Source organism: Bartonella harrusi (assembly GCF_024297065.1).
GTDB lineage: Bacteria > Pseudomonadota > Alphaproteobacteria > Rhizobiales > Rhizobiaceae > Bartonella > Bartonella harrusi.
The window spans coordinates 1,124,380-1,143,059 of the sequence record NZ_CP101114.1; the positions used below are offsets into that span (position 1 = coordinate 1,124,380).

Consider the following 18,680-nt stretch of genomic DNA (forward strand, 5'->3'; position numbering starts at 1 on the left):
CGATATTATGAAGAGGTTGAGCAGTAAATGGTTTTCATCTTATGAGTGGATGATCGCCTTTCGTTATATGATTCCTAATAAAAAACATGTTGTTGCTTCCGTTATTTCAATCATTTCTCTTATTGGAATTATGTTAGGGGTCTTTGCTCTGGTTGTTGTTATGGCGGTGATGAATGGTTTTCGCACAGAACTTCTCAATCGTATTCTTGGTATGAATGGACATCTTATTGTTCAGGCAGTTCATTCTGGTTTTTCTGATTATAAAACTCTTATTTCTTCTTTAGAATCTATAAATGGTGTAAAATTTTCTTTGCCTGTTATTGAAGGCCAAGCACTTGTTCAGGGCGAAGTTGAAGGAGGCTCTGGTGCGTTAGTGCGTGGTATGCGTAAACAGGATTTAGAGAAGCTTAAAACAGTATCTCAAAATATTAAGTTAGGTTCGCTTGCCCAATTTGATAAAGAAGAGGGGGTGGCAATTGGAAGTGGTTTGGCTACAAAATTGGGGCTTACCGTTGGGCGTTATCTGCGTATCATTACTCCAGATGGCGATGCTACTCCTTTTGGGGTTACACCCCGTGTTAAGGCTTATAAGGTAAGCGCTATTTTTGAAGTTGGTATGTCTGAATACGATTCAATCTTTGTTTTTATGCCTCTTCATGAAGCACAAATGTTTTTTAATCTAGGAGATAAAATTCAGTCTCTTGAACTCTTTCTCAATAATCCTGATGCAGTTGATCGAATAAAACCAATTATAGAGAAAGTCGTTGATCAAAAAATCTATTTAATTGATTGGCGTGAGCGCAATCAGGCTTTTTTTTCAGCCTTACAGATTGAACGAAATGTTATGTTTTTCATTCTTTCTCTTATTGTTCTTGTTGCTGCTTTGAATATTATTTCAGGGTTGATTATGCTTGTAAAAGATAAAAGCCATGATATTGCCATTTTACGCACGATGGGTGCACAAAAAAGTGCTGTTATGCGTATATTTATTGTTACTGGTATGATGATTGGATTTATCGGAACAATATTGGGTTTAATTTTGGGTATCATAGCGAGCGCGAATATTAATCATATTCAAGATTTTGTATCTTGGTTATTTAATGTCGATGTTTTTAATCCTCAACTTTACTTTTTAACAAAATTGCCTGCTGAAATTGAGTGGGGACAAACCGCAATAGTTGCTGTAATGGCTTTATTTTTGTCATTCCTTGCGGCGCTCATTCCAGCATGGCGCGCTGCTAAGCTCGACCCCGTACAAGCTTTAAGGTATGAATAATGACAGCAATTTTAGAGCTTGTAGAGATTGAGCAACAGTTTTTTGAGAGCCATAAACCTCTCGTTATTTTGGATAAAGCAAATTTTATCCTTAATCGTGGAGAACTTGTTGCACTTGTTGCCCCATCTGGTGCTGGAAAATCAACACTTCTCCATATTGCTGGATTATTGGAAAAACCAACAGCTGGTGATGTGATGTTACGGGGCATTTCTTGTGCAAAGCGTTCTGATAGTGAGCGGACAGCTATCAGATGCCATGATATCGGTTTTGTTTATCAATTTCATCACTTACTTCCAGAGTTTACAGCTTTAGAAAATGTTATGATACCGCAAATGATAGCAGGATTTAAAAAATCTGTAGCAGAAAATCGTGCGTTTAAATTGTTAACATATCTGCGTGTTTCTCATCGTGCGAACCATCGTCCATCGGAATTATCAGGTGGGGAACAACAACGTGTTGCTATTGCACGTGCTGTAGCAAATGGTCCTTCGGTTCTTTTGGCTGATGAGCCTACAGGAAATCTTGATCCTGTCACTTCAGCTTATGTCTTTCAAGCTTTATCCGCGCTTGTTCGTCAATCAGGTCTTTCTGCTCTTATTGCAACACATAATTACGCTTTAGCTAAACAAATGCACCGCCGAATTACGCTTAAAGAAAAAAAGATTATTGAACTTCCTTAAAAGGAAAGTACTAAATTTATTCCATAAATTGAAAAGTTTACGTATATTATTTGTCACTTAATTCAAGGAGATCTTTTATGACAGTTTTGAGCGTCAACGGAAATCAACTAGACGCGCGTCGCCGTCGATTGATTTTTCGTGCGTGGCACCGCGGTATTCGTGAAATGGATCTCATTTTTGGACATTATGTAGATGCCCATATTGCTGAAATGAGTGATAAAATGCTTTCTGAACTTGAGTATATCTTGTCTTTTGATGATCGTGATTTATTGGCGTGGATTACAGGAGAGATTTCACCTCCTTGTGAAATAGAGAGTCCGTTTTTTCGTGACATTATAAACTATCATATTTGCATAAATTTAAATTGATCTTGATGTCTATGTTCAAAAAAATTGTTATTCCTCAACATCTTTCAGCCCATATGATCTTTGATGGAGTCACTGATGGATTTGAAGCCTTTGCACTGGCTAAATTACGTTCGGTAATGACAACACAGGATAAACCACTTGTCTATGTTGTCCGTGATGGAGCGAAGATTGCTCATTTGCAACAAGTTTTAAATTTTATTGAACCCAATTTGCCTGTATTTCAATTCCCAGCATGGGATTGTTTACCCTATGATCGTGTGTCTCCTGGAGTTGCTATTACAGCACGTCGCCTGTCAACTTTGACCCATATAGAAAATTTGCGTCATAATCCACGCGCCGCAATTATATTAACAACAGCAAATGCAATTATACAAAAATTACCCCCACGCGAAGTGATTGAAACTCAGATGATTCACACACGGGTTGGACAGCGTATTCATATGAGGCATTTAATTCAATCTCTAGAATGCAATGGTTTTGAGCGTGTTACGGTTGTTCGAGATGTTGGTGAATTTGCTGTAAGAGGAGGAATTCTTGATATTTTTTCTCCCGTTGATGCTGAGCCTTTGCGGCTTGATTTTTTTGGTGATACCTTAGAAACTATTCGCGTATTTGATTCAGAAACACAAAGAACAACAAAGCAAAAAACTGAGTTTTTCTTACACTCGATGAGTGAAGTTGTTCTTACACCTGAATGCGTGAATCGCTTTAAAAGTAATTATATTCGCACATTTGGTGTATTTCAAAAAAACAATATGCTTTATGAAGCGCTTTCTCAAGGGCGACGCTTTTCCGGTATGGAACATTGGTTGCCGTTTTTTTATGAGAATCTTAACAGTTTTTTTGACTATTGTGATAATTTTCCTTTTGTTTTTGAAAATCTCATAGAAGAAGTGTTCGTTGAGCGTTATCGCCTTATTGAAGATTATTATAATGCGCGCAAGGAGCGTGAAAATGATAAAGAAAATTCTACTTCTTATCATCCGATAGAACCTAGCCTTCTCTATCTAACACCAGAATATATCTTAGAGCGTGCACAACACTCTGGACAGCGCATTGATTTTACACCTTTTAATGTTCCACAAAATTCAGGACAAACCATTGTTCACGCAAATGTTAAACAGGGATATGATTTTGTAAAAGAACGTAATGCGCAAGAAAAGAATGTTTTCTCAAGTGTTGTTCATCATATCGCTTCATTGCGTGCTGCGGGCAAAAAAGTGCTCTTAGCGTGCTGGAGTGAAGGATCTCTAAACCGTTTGTTACAGGTTCTTGAAGAGCATGGGTTACAAAAAATAGATGTTGTAAAATCATTACAAACTGTCAGAGAAACACCACGTAATCATATAACAGCAGCTGTTATAATGATAGAGCACGGCTTTGAAGTGGAAGATTTTGCTATCATAACAGAGCAAGATATCCTTGGCGATCGATTAATAAGATCACCAAAACGACGTAAAAGCAATAAAAATTTTATTTCTGAGATTGCGGCTTTAAATTCTGGCGATATCGTTGTGCATATTGATCATGGTATTGGACAATTTATTGGTCTTAAAACCATTAAGACAACTGGGGTTTTGCGAGATTGTCTGGAAATTCAGTACGCTGGAGGGGATCGGCTCTTTTTACCTATTGAAAATATCGAACTTCTTTCACGTTATGGATCAGAAGGAACGGATGTCACGTTAGATAAATTAGGTGGGGTTGGTTGGCAAGTACGAAAAACACGACTAAAAAAACATTTATTGGAAATGGCTGGTCAGTTGATTCATATAGCAGCAGAGCGTGCTCTGCGTTCGGCGCCTGCTTTAGTTCCACCAATTGGACCATTTGATGAATTTGTTGCATGTTTTCCTTATGAGGAAACGGAAGATCAAATGGATGCGATTGATGCTGTTCTAGATGATCTAGCTTCAGGAAAACCGATGGATCGCTTGATATGTGGTGATGTTGGTTTTGGCAAAACGGAAGTTGCTATTCGAAGTGCTTTTGTTGCAGCATTGAATGGCTATCAGGTTGCTGTTGTTGTGCCAACAACTTTGCTTTCACGACAACATTACAAAACTTTTATTTCCCGTTTTCAAGGATTACCCATCAAAATTGGCCACGCTTCAAGGCTTGTGAAAACGAAAGAACTTGCACAAGTCAAAAAAGGAATTTCAGATGGAACGATTGATATTGTTATTGGAACGCATGCCTTATTGAGTGATGCAGTTAATTTTCTACGGTTAGGTCTTCTGATCATTGATGAAGAGCAACATTTTGGTGTCAAACATAAAGAGCGTTTAAAAGAGCTTAAAAGTGATATTCATGTTCTCACACTTTCAGCAACCCCCATACCACGTACTTTAGGGTTAGCATTAGCAGGGATACGTGAACTTTCATTGATAACGACGCCTCCCATTGATAGAATGGCAGTCCGTACCTTTATTGCGCCTTTTGATTCACTTGTTATACGCGAAACATTGCTTCGAGAATATTACCGTGGTGGGCAGAGTTTTTATGTTTGTCCTCGTATTTCTGATCTTGGTTTTATAGAAGAATATCTCAAAACGCATGTTCCCGAACTCAAATTCGTTGTTGCTCATGGGCAAATGCCCGCTGGACAGCTTGATGATATTATGAATGCATTTTATGATGGACAATATGATATTCTGCTGTCAACAACCATTATTGAATCAGGTCTTGATATTCCAACAGCTAATACATTAATTGTGCACCGTGCTGAGATGTTTGGTCTTGCTGCTCTCTATCAATTGCGTGGTAGGGTAGGGCGTTCAAAACAACGTGCTTACGCACTCTTTACATATCCTTCTGGTAAAGTTTTAACACCTGCTGCTGATCGTCGCCTTAAAGTTTTACAATCTCTTGATACGTTGGGAGCAGGCTTTCAATTGGCAAGTCATGACATGGATATTCGCGGTTCAGGTAATTTTTTAGGTGAAGAGCAATCTGGGCATATTAAAGAAGTTGGATTTGAGCTCTATCAAAAAATGCTTGAAGAAGCTATCATTGAATTAAAAGATGGCGGGTATAAGGAAGACAAGCAATGGTCTCCTCAGATTTCACTTGGTACAACTGTCATGATACCAGAAAATTTTGTACCTGACTTATCACTCCGTATGGGACTTTATCGTCGTTTGACAGAATTGGATGATTTAGAAAAAATTGATGAATTCGCAGCTGAGTTAATAGATCGTTTTGGTCCTTTACCACTTGAAGTTCAGCACCTCCTTAAAGTCTTTTATATCAAAACATTGTGTCGAAAAGCACATGTAGAAAAATTAGATACTGGACCAAAGGGTGTGGTCATACAATTTCGTAATAATTATTTTATAAATAGTGTTGCTCTTGTTCAATGGATTGAAAAACAAGGCGCGATGGCAAAAATTCGACCAGATCAAAGTATCGCTCTTATCCGTGATTGGTCTACCGTAAATGAAAGACTTGTTGGAGCAACAGATATTATGACGCAACTTGTAGAAATGGCAAAGAAATATTCTGTTTAGAATTTTTTTATAATTCAAAGCGATAACTCATTTTATTAGAGCATATATTTCAGAATATTCGGTTGTTGAACTTTTTTAAAATTAAACTTTAAGTTCACACTAAAAATACTCTCTAACCTTTTTATATATAGTACACATTGATAAAATCAAAGAAGTAACTTAATTAGTACCGCCATAATGAGAGATTCCAACATAGAATGGAATATTTTTTTATAAATTTTTTCAAGAGTAAAAGAAAAAGTAGCGTAATATGATTTTTTCATCACACAAATTACTAACTATAGCCTTTTTATTCTTAACTTTAATATGTGGTTTTAAAAATGCGCATGCTGAGTTTTTTTTAACAGAGTTATCTCTTTCTGGTTTAACTCTTGATGAAAAGTACAAGCGTATTAAAGAAAGATTGCAAGTTGTTGAAAAGAGAATAAAGTTTATTGAAAAAACATTTGCTGATTTGACTCTTTCACAAATCCGCGTTTCTAATACAGAACATGATAAACTTATACAGGAACAAACAGATCTTATTGACGAGAGACGTCAGCTTAATTTGAAAATAGATGATTTAGCTAAAGAGAAACGCGATTTAATATATAGAGCATATAGGGCAAGAGCTTATGAAGTAGGGGAGTATGAAAAGAAGTTAATTAAAGCGAAGGAATACTTGAAATCTCAAAGTTCTTATGAATTGGGATTTGGTGATGGAAAGGAATATCTTAAGGAGGAAGAGATAAATGAGATAGTAAAGCTTTATCCATATTTTATTTTTATTTGTAAAGTTGATGAAAGTCTGTTGTATACAGAGATAGGGCCTTTGTTACGTAAAGATTTTGGTTGGAAAAAAGAAGATTTTAGTTGGGCAAAAGATGCAATTAAATTAACAGATCAAGAGTTTATCAAGGGCATTAAAGAACTTATGACAGTGGATTTCGATGTCTTTGAAAAAAAAGTAGTGAATACTGTAAGAGACATGATAACACATAATCCTTCAGGTGTGAGAAGTGTTCCTGTGGTGTGTAAAACTATCAAGAAAATGCATGATATAATGCTTCCTAATAGAAGAGAGAATATTATTAACCGCATAGGTTCTTATATTAAAAAGTGGTTCCAGCAAAGGTAGTACATTTATTCACATCCCCCAATTGGAAAGACGATGCCCATAGGGTGATATGCTATATGTGGAATTCTAATATATGATCAATGCGCTATTCGTTGTTCAGGTAAGTGATAAGAGTAGTTACCAAAAATAAAATTCCTATCCAAATCTCGAATTGTTGCAATCAAATCAATATCTAAATGGACATCAAATATCGCTATTATCATTACATTTACAGCAGGATTAGCGGCTTCAGAAAAATAAAATTTCTCTTTTAAATTTCAAGAATCTAAACTCTAACGATTTGTTTTTTTGTTTCCTAGAGAGAGTTTTTTAATTTCTCTGTAATCATATTATAATCAAATATTCCTAAGGAATTTTGAGATTTTCTATCATCAACTGTTCTTATTTCAGAAGAATAGTAAAGAGTGATAAAACACTTTGGAATGGAAGTGTAATCTTTTCCCCTTCAAGCCATTGAATCATAATTTCAAAATGAAAAAGCAAGGCATAAGGAGCAATGGTTTTGTTATTTTTTGGATAAAACTTGATTTTTGTAAGAGTTTTCAAAATTTTTTTGCAATTTATCCATATCCGATCCATCTGTTTTAGAAATATACGATATTCCATTTATGGCGTTGAGAAGAATTGCATCATAATAGGGATACGCAAAATATTTTTTCGTTTACTGATTTTCCGAAAGTTGGAAGGATACAGGTACCATAATAACCTTCTATTCTGGTAGAGATAATTCTTTAAAAGATGATGATTTTATCCATTCAAAATAAAAAAGGAGCGCATGTCTTATTCGTTTATTTTAAAATATCGCGAGACGTATAAAAACAAACTGCATAAGATTGGCGGGAAGGCCTTTAAATTTTTTTTTAACATATGCTTTCGTACACAGTTGAAAAATCATGAGAATAAATTTTTCTAATGATCTAGATTTATTTGATAAAAATATTAATTATATTTTTTAAAGAGTCAAAATATCTGTATCGTTACGAAAACATTCAATTCGAATGAGACCAAAATTATTTAATTTTTTCTTAATAAAAAAATCTTATCCTCAATAATCAGTATTATTCTTATAGATAACACGTTTATTTGGATTAATAAACTGAATGATATAGAGGTTATTTCCAAAAATTTTTCATTTAACTTATTTTAAAAATCATCAATATTAATACCATGATTTCCAATTTTTTCGATAGATTTTATCTTTTTCATATAACAGTTATTGAAAGAGTTTCCTTATCTTTAAGAAGTTTTGTTGTAGATAAAAAAAATTTAACTGTTATAGGTTTTCTCCATATAAACAAGTGTCTTTGGATTAAAAAAGGAGTAATTTTAGTGTGATCGTTGTTTAATTCAATTTTTTGCCAAGAAGTTATAAAATGTAAAAGCTTCATTATAGAAAGCTACCAATCATTATTTTGTCAAAATCAGAAAACTGTTCATTAGAAAAAACTCCTCTATCAGTTATTCTAAAAATTTGGATGACAAATAGATTTAATCAATCAAATTTTTTAGTTATACCATAAATCACTTTACCTTTTCGGTTTGCATCAGGAAATGCATAATGAAGATTTTAGATTTATCTAATGATTTTAGGGCTTTATGAATTTCTATCCCTGTTGCTAGAAAAGCCTGTAGCTTAAAAGCAGAATTATAAATGTAAAGAAATTTTTAAAGTAATTAAGATGTATAGTATAATAGGAAACTTTACTTTAACTATATTGCAATATTTATTTTTTTATGCGATTTTGTCCTATTCTGTTGCACTAGGGTATTGTATGGGTAAATTTCGATAAAAATTTAATACCATTAAAAAGGGGGATGCTATATATGAGCGTATAAAAGTTTGATGAGCTCTTTGTCGTTTTTCTAAATTTGACTTTTCACTTTATATTGAAGTAAAAAGCATAAGAGTGAGTGTCATTTCATTGGTTTAATTTAATACACTTGATTGAAATTATATTTAATATTCCTAATTTTGGGGTTATTTTAAAAGCGCATTGAAAGGATTAACTTAATCATGTCGCATAAAAATATCTATTCTGTTGTTTCAGTATTGGCTGGGGCAGTAGCTCTTTTTCTTACAGTTCACACTTCTTCAAATGCACAAACTTTATCTCAAGGTTGGTACAAGGTTTGCAGTAAGCAGCATGATGTTGATGTTTGTAATACAATGAACACTGTTGTATCAAACACGGGTCAACCTTTGACGGCTTTTAATCTTGTCGAAATAAAAGGAAAACAAAATGAAAAACGTATAGGTATTCAAGTTCCGACAGGGCGTTTTTTGCCGGAAGGTATTCATATTCAAATAGGAGATAATTTTTCTAAAAAAGTTCCTTATATTATTTGTAATGGACCAAGCTGTATTGCCAATGATGTTTTAGATGATAAGCTCATTGCTGCTATGAAAAGTGGTTCGAAAATGATTGTAACCACAATTAATTTTCGTGGTGCGGCTAATCCTATTGAATTTTCTCTTAATGGATTTACAGCAGCATATACAGGTCCTGGTATGGAAGAAAAAGATTTCCAACAAGAACAAATAAAGTTGCAACAAGCTATTCAATCAAATCAAAAAGAAATTGAAAACCGTATGCGGGCTGAGCAAGAGAAAGCTAAACAAAGGTAATAAACGTAAAGAGTATTAAAAAAATCTTTTTCTATGTTTATCTATTTAAAACGCCACAAAGCATTTGTGGCGTTTTTTTATGCTTAATTTTTAGAAAGAGTTCTACGTTTCCACCAACCGATGCGCCGAGTTTTAGGAACATCATTAGGTGTTGATGATATAACAACTGAGTAATCAGCTTTCTCTTCAATTTTCGAGGGAGTTTGTTCAACAGATTCTTCACTTACATTTTTTTGCACAGATGTGTCTTCTACTGATGTTGATTTTTTATATGTTCTACGCGTGGATCTTTTAGAATCTGTAGGCGTTTTTTCAGCCTTATCATGAGTAGCTTTATCTGCTTTTTTTGTTTTAGCTTTATGTATCGAGCTAGCTGTAGATTTTTCTTCTAAAGGTTCCAGTGTTTCTACATTTTGATCGTTCTCAAGGGATTGCTGATTTTGCACGGCTTTTGAAGAACGTGTTTTTCGCTTTTTAGGTTTAACAACCGTATCCGTATCAATTTTTACAGCTTCATCTTGTTGTATATTTGAGTGCTGTATATTATTTTTTATTTCCTTAAATTGCACAGATTTAGTCGCTGGAGCATGACGTTTACGATGTGCTGTTTTAATTTCTTTCAAAGCCTGTTTGGCAAAATCGCCTACTGGTTCTGCATAAGGAATACGAAGCTGATAAGAGACATTATCTTGATTACGACGACCGCCACGGCGCCCCCGACGACGGGTACGACGACGAGAATTATCGTTTAGTGCATCGTCTCTTTTATGTATGTTGGAAGAAGAATCACTATTAATCTCACTTTGAAGATTTTTACACCGCTGTTTTTTCTTTCTTTCAACTGGCACTTTATCTTCTTTAGACGCATCATCTTTTAAGACTACATTCTTAACTTTTTCTTCATTGTTATTTTCAAAAGTTAATGGTGGCTGAGAAACTGCTTCTGCTATTGCGCCTTTAGAAATAATGAGATGTTGTGTTCCAATGCTATCATCTGCTTCAATACTAATATTAAGTTTAAAGCGATCCTCTAGATTAACAAGAAGATTGCGTTTTTGGTTTAATACATAAAGCGCCGTTGTGACAGGTGTGCGCACAGTAATATTATGTTGTGAATTGTGGAGGAGATATTCTTCAATTGAGCGTATGACATGTAAAGCAATTGAGGATTCAGAACGAACATTTCCTGTTCCAGCACAATGTGGGCAGGGTTGTGTTGTACTTTCTAAAACTGATACGCGAATACGTTGACGACTCATTTCCAAAAGGCCGAAGTGTGAAATATGACCGACTTGAATACGGGCGCGATCGCTTTTTAAGCAATCTTTTAACTTTTTTTCAACAATCCTCACATTACGCTCTTCAAGCATGTCAATGAAATCAATCACAATCAAGCCTGCAAGGTCACGTAAGCGTAATTGACGCGCTATCTCTTCGGCGGCTTCAAGATTGGTTTGTAATGCTGTCTTTTCAACGGAAAATTCTTTGGTGGAGCGGCCAGAGTTAACATCAATCGCAACGAGTGCTTCTGTTTGATTAATAACAAGATAACCACCAGATTTTAAAGAAACTTGCGGGTGCAACATTTTATCAAGTTGAATTTCGATATTGTTGCGTGCAAAAATAGGGATAGGATCACGATAGGGTTGCACAACTTTTGCATGACTTGGCATGAGCATACGCATGAAGTCTTTTGCTTCACGATATCCTTGATCACCAGAAACAAGAATTTCACTAATATTCTTATTGTAAAGATCGCGTATAGAGCGCTTGATAAGATTGCTTTCTTCATGCACAAGGCATGGTGCTGTAGATTTGAGTGTCAAAGTGCGAACAGTATCCCATAGCCGTGTAAGATATTCATAATCGCGTTTAATTTCAGCTTTTGTTCTATTTGCTCCAGCAGTCCGTAGAATAACGCCCATACCTTTAGGGACGGCTAATTCTTTTACAATTTCTTTAAGGCGCTTACGATCTTGTATATTTGTAATTTTGCGTGAAATACCACCACCACGAGCAGTATTGGGCATTAAAACAGAATAACGACCTGCCAAGGATAAATATGTTGTGAGTGCAGCACCTTTATTACCACGTTCTTCTTTAATAACTTGTACTAATAAAATTTGACGTCGTTTTATTACTTCTTGAATTTTATATTGACGTCCTTGTTTTCGTTGATAGGTAGGAATTTCCTCTCGTACATCCTCAGCACCAACCATTTCTATATCATCATAGGAAACATTTGTATCAAATGCTTCTTCTGTATCATCAAGTGTTATTGCTTCAGATGTTATGTCATTTTCAACATCTGCTGCTATGGCACTGTTACGCCTTTCTTTTTTTGTTTTTCTAGAACGTTTTTTATTTTTATTTGTTTCTTCAGGAAGATTATCTGCATAACTTTCTCCTACAGCAGCTTTTTCTTCTTCTTCAAGAAGAGCAAGGCGATCAGCAATAGGAATTTGATAATAATCGGGATGAATTTCAGAAAATGTTAAAAAACCATGGCGATTGCCACCATATTCAACAAAAGCTGCTTGCAGAGACGGTTCTACACGCGTAATACGCGCTAGATAAATATTCCCTTTAAGCTGCATTTTATGTTCTGTTTCAAAATCAAGTTCTTCAATTTCGTTGCCCTGAATAACAACAACACGTGTTTCCTCCGGATGGGAGGCATCTATAAGCATTTTGTTTGACATAAGTTAAAATCCTAAAGGCGACATGCATAACTTTATTCAAACGAACAGCATAACTATTCGCAAACATAAGAAGCTGTCTGCCATAAAAGGGAGATACTAGAAAAACAGAATGGGATACTCGGTGTAAACACATGATTGTATTTATGTCATTTCTAACCATCATCTCCATCTGTTTTATATGACTCATACTATAAGTCTCCAGCAAAATTGTCTTTAAAATAGTCCGGATATCCGAACCAGCGAATCTTAATAACGCAATTCTAGCTTTTGTAACACAAAGAATTTTCATCCATAACAAGCCTCAATGTATAATAACGACAATTTCTTTAAAGACAACTTAATATGGACGGCAGATATTTAGGTGGGCTATTGGCTAGAAAGCGTAAATATCCTTTTATGTTGATATCATAATTTTGGCAAGTAACAATATAAATAGGTAACATTATAATGTCTTTATTGCCTTAATTTAGCATTGTGGGTTTTAAAATCCTCAGATTTATTATTTATTGAAAAATAGAGAGTAAATCTGATGATTGCTTTTATAAAATCAAAATGAGTTATAAATAATGTAGAGTGTTTTATCCTATGATAAGAGGGTTTTCTATCAAAAAACGAAGTTGGAATATTATTTGCTATGTTTCAAGCTTTTTATTATTTTTTTTAATATTCCAAACAAGTATTCAAGCTGCTTATGCTCTAAAACTTATCAATTTGCGAACCATTGGTGATAGTACGCGCACACGTATTGTTGCACTTTTTGATGCTGAACCAAATGTTCATTTACAAACTTTGGACAACCCTGCACGTTTGATTATCAATTTACCTATCATTGATTTTTCAGCACAAAAGACATCTTTTGAAAAACAGAATACAGTATCAGGTATGTTATCAGATGTGCGTTATGGTTTCTCTGATATACAAACTTCACGCATTATTTTAACAAGCAAAACGCTTTTTGTTGTTGAAAAAACTGTGGTACAAAAATTGAATAGTGGTTTATGGCAACTGCTTATCGATATTCGTAAAAGTACACAAGAGAAGTTTGATAATATATTGAAAAAACAACAAAAAAATGATCACAATACAAAAAAACAGCTAAGTTTCGCACGTAATTTTCGTGTTGTTCTTGATCCTGGTCATGGTGGAATTGATGGTGGTGCACAAGGTATTACTGGAATTTTAGAAAAAAATATAACGCTCGCTTTTGCGCGCGCATTGCGAGATGAATTAAAAAAAGATTCCCATATCACCGTTACGTTAACACGCGATTCTGACGTCTTTTTAAGATTGAGTGAAAGAGTTAAGAAAGCACAGGAATTTGATGCAGATCTTTTTATATCTATTCATGCGGATACTATTAATATGCGTTCTCTTCGCGGTGCTACAGTCTATACCATATCAGATAAGGCATCTGATGCAATTGCAAAATCCTTAGCTGAAAGTGAAAATAAAGTTGATTTGCTTGATGGATTGCCTGCAGAAGAATCGCTCGAGATTACGGATATTTTAATGGACCTTACGCGACGTGAAACTCTCGCATTTTCAGTTAATTTTGCTGATCGGGTTGTTTTAAATTTATCAAAGAGTAATATTAATTTGATAAATAACCCTCATCGATATGCTGATTTTCAAGTTTTAAAGGCTCCTGATATACCCTCTGTCTTGATAGAAATAGGTTATTTATCAAATAAAGAGGATGAGAAATTATTAAACGATCCTCAATGGAGAAAACAAATGGCTGCTTCTATTACGCATTCTATTCGTCAATTCGCCGAATATAGGCAGAAAATTATGCAGCCTCTTTAAATTCATAAAGAAATAGAATACTAATGTGGGTTTATAGGTAAAAGATAGAAGATTATTTTTCTTTATCTCAGCTATAGTGATGGCGCCCACTTTGGGTTGTGAGATAATGTATTTTTGATCAATTCTGAAGAAAGTGGATAGCCGTTTTTATGATAATTTTTTTTAGATATCTTCTTCGCTTTGTTATTACTATTGGAGTCGTTGGAGCAATAGGACAAAAGGTAATAGCAAAGGAGCCAACAAGTGCATTGCCTGATTATGAAGTTCTTTCGCTTTATGAACCAGCTGTGATGACACGTGTTCATGCTTCTGATGGTAGACTTATGGCAGAATTTGCGACAAAACGTCGCCTTTATTTACCCATTGAGTCAATACCAGAGCTCTTAAAAAATGCTTTTATTTCAGCTGAAGATAAAAACTTTTATCATCATTTTGGTTTAGATCCTGGAGGACTTTCTAGAGCCTTAATCAATAATATCCGTAATATTGGTTCTGGAAAACGTCCAGAGGGAGCATCAACGATTACACAACAAGTCGCTAAAAACTTCCTTCTAAGTTCAGATGCAACATTAGAGCGTAAATTTAAGGAAGCTATATTAGCTATGCGCATTGAGAAGACTTATTCAAAAGATCATATTCTCGAGCTTTATCTCAACGAAATTTATCTTGGTCGTAGTACTTATGGTGTTGCAGCAGCAGCTTTAACTTATTTTAATAAATCCGTTAACGATCTTACTTTAGAGCAATGTGCTTATTTGGCATCTCTTCCAAAAGGTCCAGCAAATTATGATCCTTTCAAGAACACACAACGTGCTATTAATCGACGCAATTGGGTTATCGACCGGATGGTTGCAAATGGATATGTAACGCATGAACAAGGTGAAAAAGCGAAGGAAAAGCCTTTAGGGGCGACAATGCGCGGTAGCGATAACTACGTATTTGCTGCTGATTATTTTACAGAAGAGGTCCGTCGTCGTTTAATGCATCGCTATGGCGCCAAAACACTTTACGAAGGTGGATTTTCAATTCGTACAACACTTGATCCGCAGCTGCAGCTTATTGCTCGGCGTGCTTTGCACGATGGATTAATTAAATTTGACCATTCGCAAGGATGGCGTGGAGCTTATAAACATATTGATAAGAGCAATGATTGGGGTACAGAACTTGCAAATATTACAGGATTGAGTGACGTTCCTGAATGGCGTTTAGCTGTAGTCCTTTCTACTAATGCCAATAAAGTAAAAATTGGTTTGCAGCCACAACGTGAAGCTTCAGGTTTATTATCAACGAAGCGAGAAATAGCTGTTTTATCTGAAACTGATTCGAAATGGGCATTAAAAGAAAATGGCACTTGGAAAACTGTTCGGGATTTATCTCATCTCCTAGAGGTTGGAGATGTTGTTTTTGTCGAAAAAGCATCGAATACAGAAAATATTTACCGTTTACAACAAATTCCAAAGATTGAAGGTGCGATTGTTGCCATGGAGCCTCATACAGGACGTGTTCTTGCTATGGTGGGAGGATTTTCTTTTGCAACTTCCGAATTTAATCGTGCAACACAAGCCTATCGTCAGCCCGGTTCTGCTTTCAAACCTATTGTCTATGCAGCGGCACTCGATAATGGATATACACCAGCATCGGTTGTTTTAGATGGTCCCATTGAAATTCGCCAATATAATGGTGAGATTTGGCAACCTAAAAATTATGGTGGTACATTCGCGGGACCTTCTACGCTGCGTTATGGTATCGAATACTCCCGTAATCTTATGACGGTACGGCTTGCCTACGATATGGGAATGCCCCTTGTCGCTGAATATGCAGAACGTTTTGGTATTGTAGATAAGTTGCAACCTTATCTTCCTATGGCTTTAGGAGCTGCTGAAACAACAGTATTACGAATGGTTACAGCGTATTCAGTTATTGCCAATGGGGGACGCTCTATTCATCCCTCTTTGATAGATAGAATCCAAGACCGTTATGGAAAAACGATTTATCGCCATGATGATCGTATTTGTGAAAATTGTAATGCTGAGTTTTGGGATAATCAAAGCGAACCGATATTAACTGATGAGCGGGATCAAGTGCTTGATCCTATGACAGCTTATCAAATTACATCAATGATGGAAGGGGTTGTTCAACGTGGTACAGCGGCACGCTTGCAATATCTTAATCGACATATCGCTGCAAAAACAGGAACAACAAATGATTCTAAAGATGTATGGTTCATGGGTTTTACCCCTGATCTTGTTGTTGGTATTTTCATCGGTTACGATCAACCAGCACCGTTAGGGCATAATGGTACGGGAAGTTCATTGGCAGCGCCTGTTTTTGGTGAATTTATGGAAACAGCTCTGAAAGGGAAACCCGATGTGCCATTTAAAATGCCAGAGGGAATGATTTTAATGCCGATTAATCGTAAAACAGGGATGCTTGCTGAGGCAGGAGACCGTGATGTTATTATAGAAGCATTTAAACCAGGAACAGGACCTGCTGATATTTATCAGGTCATTGGTAGTACAAGCTCTTTTCAAGAAGGAATTCCTGCAAAAACCACTTCTCCACAAGTCAACAAAGCTCTTGAAAGTGGTACAGGTGGTTTATATTAATGGGCAAAAAAATCTTTCCGTTTTCATACGATTGAGGAAGTGGAATAGTTTTTATTTATTTTTGTAATAGAGCTATAATAAATGGGTTGATGAAGCGATACCATTGCTTTACTAAAATCATTGAATTTGTATAAAATACTAAAAAATATAACTCAAAAAAAGTCTTAAAAAGTAAAAACTGCGGTGTGAAATTATGCGAGCTGAAATAGAAGCATTGGTCGATGAAATCCAAAAGGCAATTAAGTTGCTAAGGGGGCATCTTTGACTGGGATCAGTCACTAAAACGTCTCGAGTATCTCAATCAAAAAGCAGAAGATCCGACACTTTGGGAGGATGCACAGCAAGCGCAAGACATGATGCGTGAACGTCAGCGCCTTGATGATTCAATCAATGGTATTTTGTCATTTACGAAAATACTCGAAGAGTGCATAGAATTAATCGAGATGGGCGAAGAGGAAAGTGATATTGAAATTATCACTGATGCGGAGAATTCGATACGTAATCTTAAAAATGCGATAGATAAGAAACAAATTGATGTGCTTCTTTCAGGAGAAGCCGATCAGAATGATAGTTATCTAGAAATTCATGCTGGCGCAGGTGGTACAGAAAGCCAAGATTGGGCTTCTATGCTATTACGCATGTATATACGCTGGGCTGAACAACATAAAATGAAAGTTGATATATTAGAAATTCACGATGGAGAAGAAGCAGGAATAAAATCAGCAACTCTTCTCATAAAAGGACATAATGCTTACGGTATGTTGAAAACAGAATCAGGCGTTCATCGTTTGGTACGCATTTCACCATTTGATTCAAATGCAAAGCGCCATACTTCTTTCGCTAGCATTTGGATTTATCCAGTTATTGATGATAATATTGAAGTTGATGTTTCAGAGGCAGATGTTCGTATTGATACATATCGTGCTTCAGGAGCGGGAGGACAGCACGTCAATACAACAGATTCTGCAGTTCGCATTACACATATTAAAACAGGTATTGTTGTTCAATGTCAAACCGAGCGTTCTCAGCATAAAAATCGAGCAACTGCGTGGTCTATGTTGCGTGCAAGACTCTATGAAGAAGAGCTCAAAAAAAGAGAAGAAGAAACAAATGCTCTTGAATCTTCTAAGACAGAAATCGGGTGGGGGCATCAGATTAGATCTTATGTTCTTCAACCCTATCAGCTTGTCAAAGATTTACGCACAGGTGTCGAAAACACGGATCCACAATCTGTACTTAATGGAAATCTGGATGCATTTATAGAAGCAGCACTTGCACAACGTGTTTATGGAAAAGTTCAAGAAATTGAAGATATTGATTAAACAAAGATGCTCTTTTCCAAAAAATTATAGGTTCATTGATTGTTTTGCTAATTTTATCTTGTTAATTTAAGTTTACAAAGTCTAATAGATGAAAGGATTTCACATCTTATAGGCGCTTGAATAACAAAGTTTACAAGCCATTACGATGTAAAAGTGCAGCCGCAGCGAATACCTCATCTGCATGCCCAGGCACGCTAACTTTACGCCATTCTTCTACTATTTTTCTGGTTGAATCAATCAGAAAAGTGCTTCGTTCAACACCCATATATTTTCGTCCATACATGCTTTTTTCAACCCAAACACCATAAGCTTCAAGCGTCGTTTTTTCTTCATCGGAAACGAGGATGATATCAAGATCGTGTTTTGCTTTAAATTTGTCATGTTTTTTAACACTGTCTGGAGATATTCCAATAATGACAGCTCCGATTTCGTCAAATTTTGTCTTCAATCGGGTAAAATCAATCGCTTCACTTGTGCATCCACTCGTATCGTCCTTTGGATAAAAATATAAAACAACAATTTTTCCCTGAAGATCGGAAAGGCATAGTTTTTTTTCACCGTCGCATGGTAAATTAAAATCAGGAGCAAGAGTGCCTTTTATCGGTTTTGTCATTTGTTGTGATCTTTCTTTTTTGTATAGCAAGTGTGAAGCAAGAAAAATACATAGA

Annotated in this window: 11 protein-coding genes; 9 read left to right on the top strand and 2 right to left on the bottom strand. The window is 35.6% G+C overall.

Features of this window, described 5'->3' with window-relative positions:
• Positions 1-7 precede the first annotated feature (7 nt).
• From NMK50_RS05355 to NMK50_RS05380, 6 genes are all read left to right on the top strand, one after another.
• Positions 8-1,276: a lipoprotein-releasing ABC transporter permease subunit gene (locus NMK50_RS05355; protein WP_254769605.1), complete on the top strand. Its 1,269-nt coding sequence runs from the start codon at positions 8-10 to the stop codon at positions 1,274-1,276.
• Complete coding sequence (locus NMK50_RS05360; protein WP_254769606.1) at positions 1,276-1,956, top strand: ABC transporter ATP-binding protein; 681 nt, start codon at positions 1,276-1,278, stop codon at positions 1,954-1,956. Before NMK50_RS05355 ends, NMK50_RS05360 begins: the two co-directional genes overlap by 1 nt.
• Before the next feature lie 77 nt (positions 1,957-2,033).
• Positions 2,034-2,324, top strand: coding sequence for an FAD assembly factor SdhE (locus NMK50_RS05365; RefSeq protein WP_254769607.1), 291 nt, complete (start codon positions 2,034-2,036; stop codon positions 2,322-2,324).
• 5 nt (positions 2,325-2,329) lie between these two features.
• The gene (gene mfd, locus NMK50_RS05370; RefSeq protein ID WP_254769608.1) at positions 2,330-5,833 is read left to right on the top strand and encodes a transcription-repair coupling factor; all 3,504 of its coding nucleotides are present in this window, start codon (positions 2,330-2,332) and stop codon (positions 5,831-5,833) included.
• A gap of 250 nt (positions 5,834-6,083) precedes the next feature.
• The gene (locus NMK50_RS05375; RefSeq protein ID WP_254769609.1) at positions 6,084-6,950 is read left to right on the top strand and encodes a hypothetical protein; all 867 of its coding nucleotides are present in this window, start codon (positions 6,084-6,086) and stop codon (positions 6,948-6,950) included.
• A 2,014-nt stretch (positions 6,951-8,964) separates the two neighbouring features.
• Entirely contained in the window at positions 8,965-9,576 is a 612-nt protein-coding gene (locus NMK50_RS05380) for an invasion associated locus B family protein (RefSeq protein WP_254769610.1), read from the top strand.
• 83 nt (positions 9,577-9,659) lie between these two features.
• On the opposite strand, the gene NMK50_RS05385 is transcribed toward NMK50_RS05380, so the two are convergent.
• The gene (locus NMK50_RS05385) at positions 9,660-12,278 is read right to left on the bottom strand and encodes an Rne/Rng family ribonuclease (RefSeq protein ID WP_254769611.1); all 2,619 of its coding nucleotides are present in this window, start codon (positions 12,276-12,278) and stop codon (positions 9,660-9,662) included.
• 585 nt (positions 12,279-12,863) lie between these two features.
• On the opposite strand from NMK50_RS05385, the gene NMK50_RS05390 reads away from it, so the two are divergent.
• The 3 genes from NMK50_RS05390 to prfB all read left to right on the top strand — a co-directional run bounded on the left by NMK50_RS05390 (position 12,864) and on the right by prfB (position 18,012).
• Positions 12,864-14,084, top strand: coding sequence for an N-acetylmuramoyl-L-alanine amidase family protein (locus NMK50_RS05390; protein WP_254769612.1), 1,221 nt, complete (start codon positions 12,864-12,866; stop codon positions 14,082-14,084).
• A gap of 149 nt (positions 14,085-14,233) precedes the next feature.
• On the top strand, positions 14,234-16,690 hold the full coding sequence (locus NMK50_RS05395; protein WP_254769613.1) for a penicillin-binding protein 1A: 2,457 nt from the start codon (positions 14,234-14,236) through the stop codon (positions 16,688-16,690).
• 193 nt (positions 16,691-16,883) lie between these two features.
• A protein-coding gene (gene prfB, locus NMK50_RS05400) for a peptide chain release factor 2 (RefSeq protein WP_254769614.1) occupies positions 16,884-18,012 on the top strand; the annotation gives its coding sequence in 2 pieces (ribosomal slippage) (positions 16,884-16,952 and positions 16,954-18,012; 1,128 coding nt in all).
• Positions 18,013-18,142: 130 nt separating this feature from the next.
• On the opposite strand, the gene NMK50_RS05405 is transcribed toward prfB, so the two are convergent.
• Positions 18,143-18,625, bottom strand: a complete 483-nt coding sequence (locus NMK50_RS05405) for a peroxiredoxin (RefSeq protein WP_254769615.1) — start codon at positions 18,623-18,625, stop codon at positions 18,143-18,145.
• Positions 18,626-18,680: the final 55 nt, after the last annotated feature.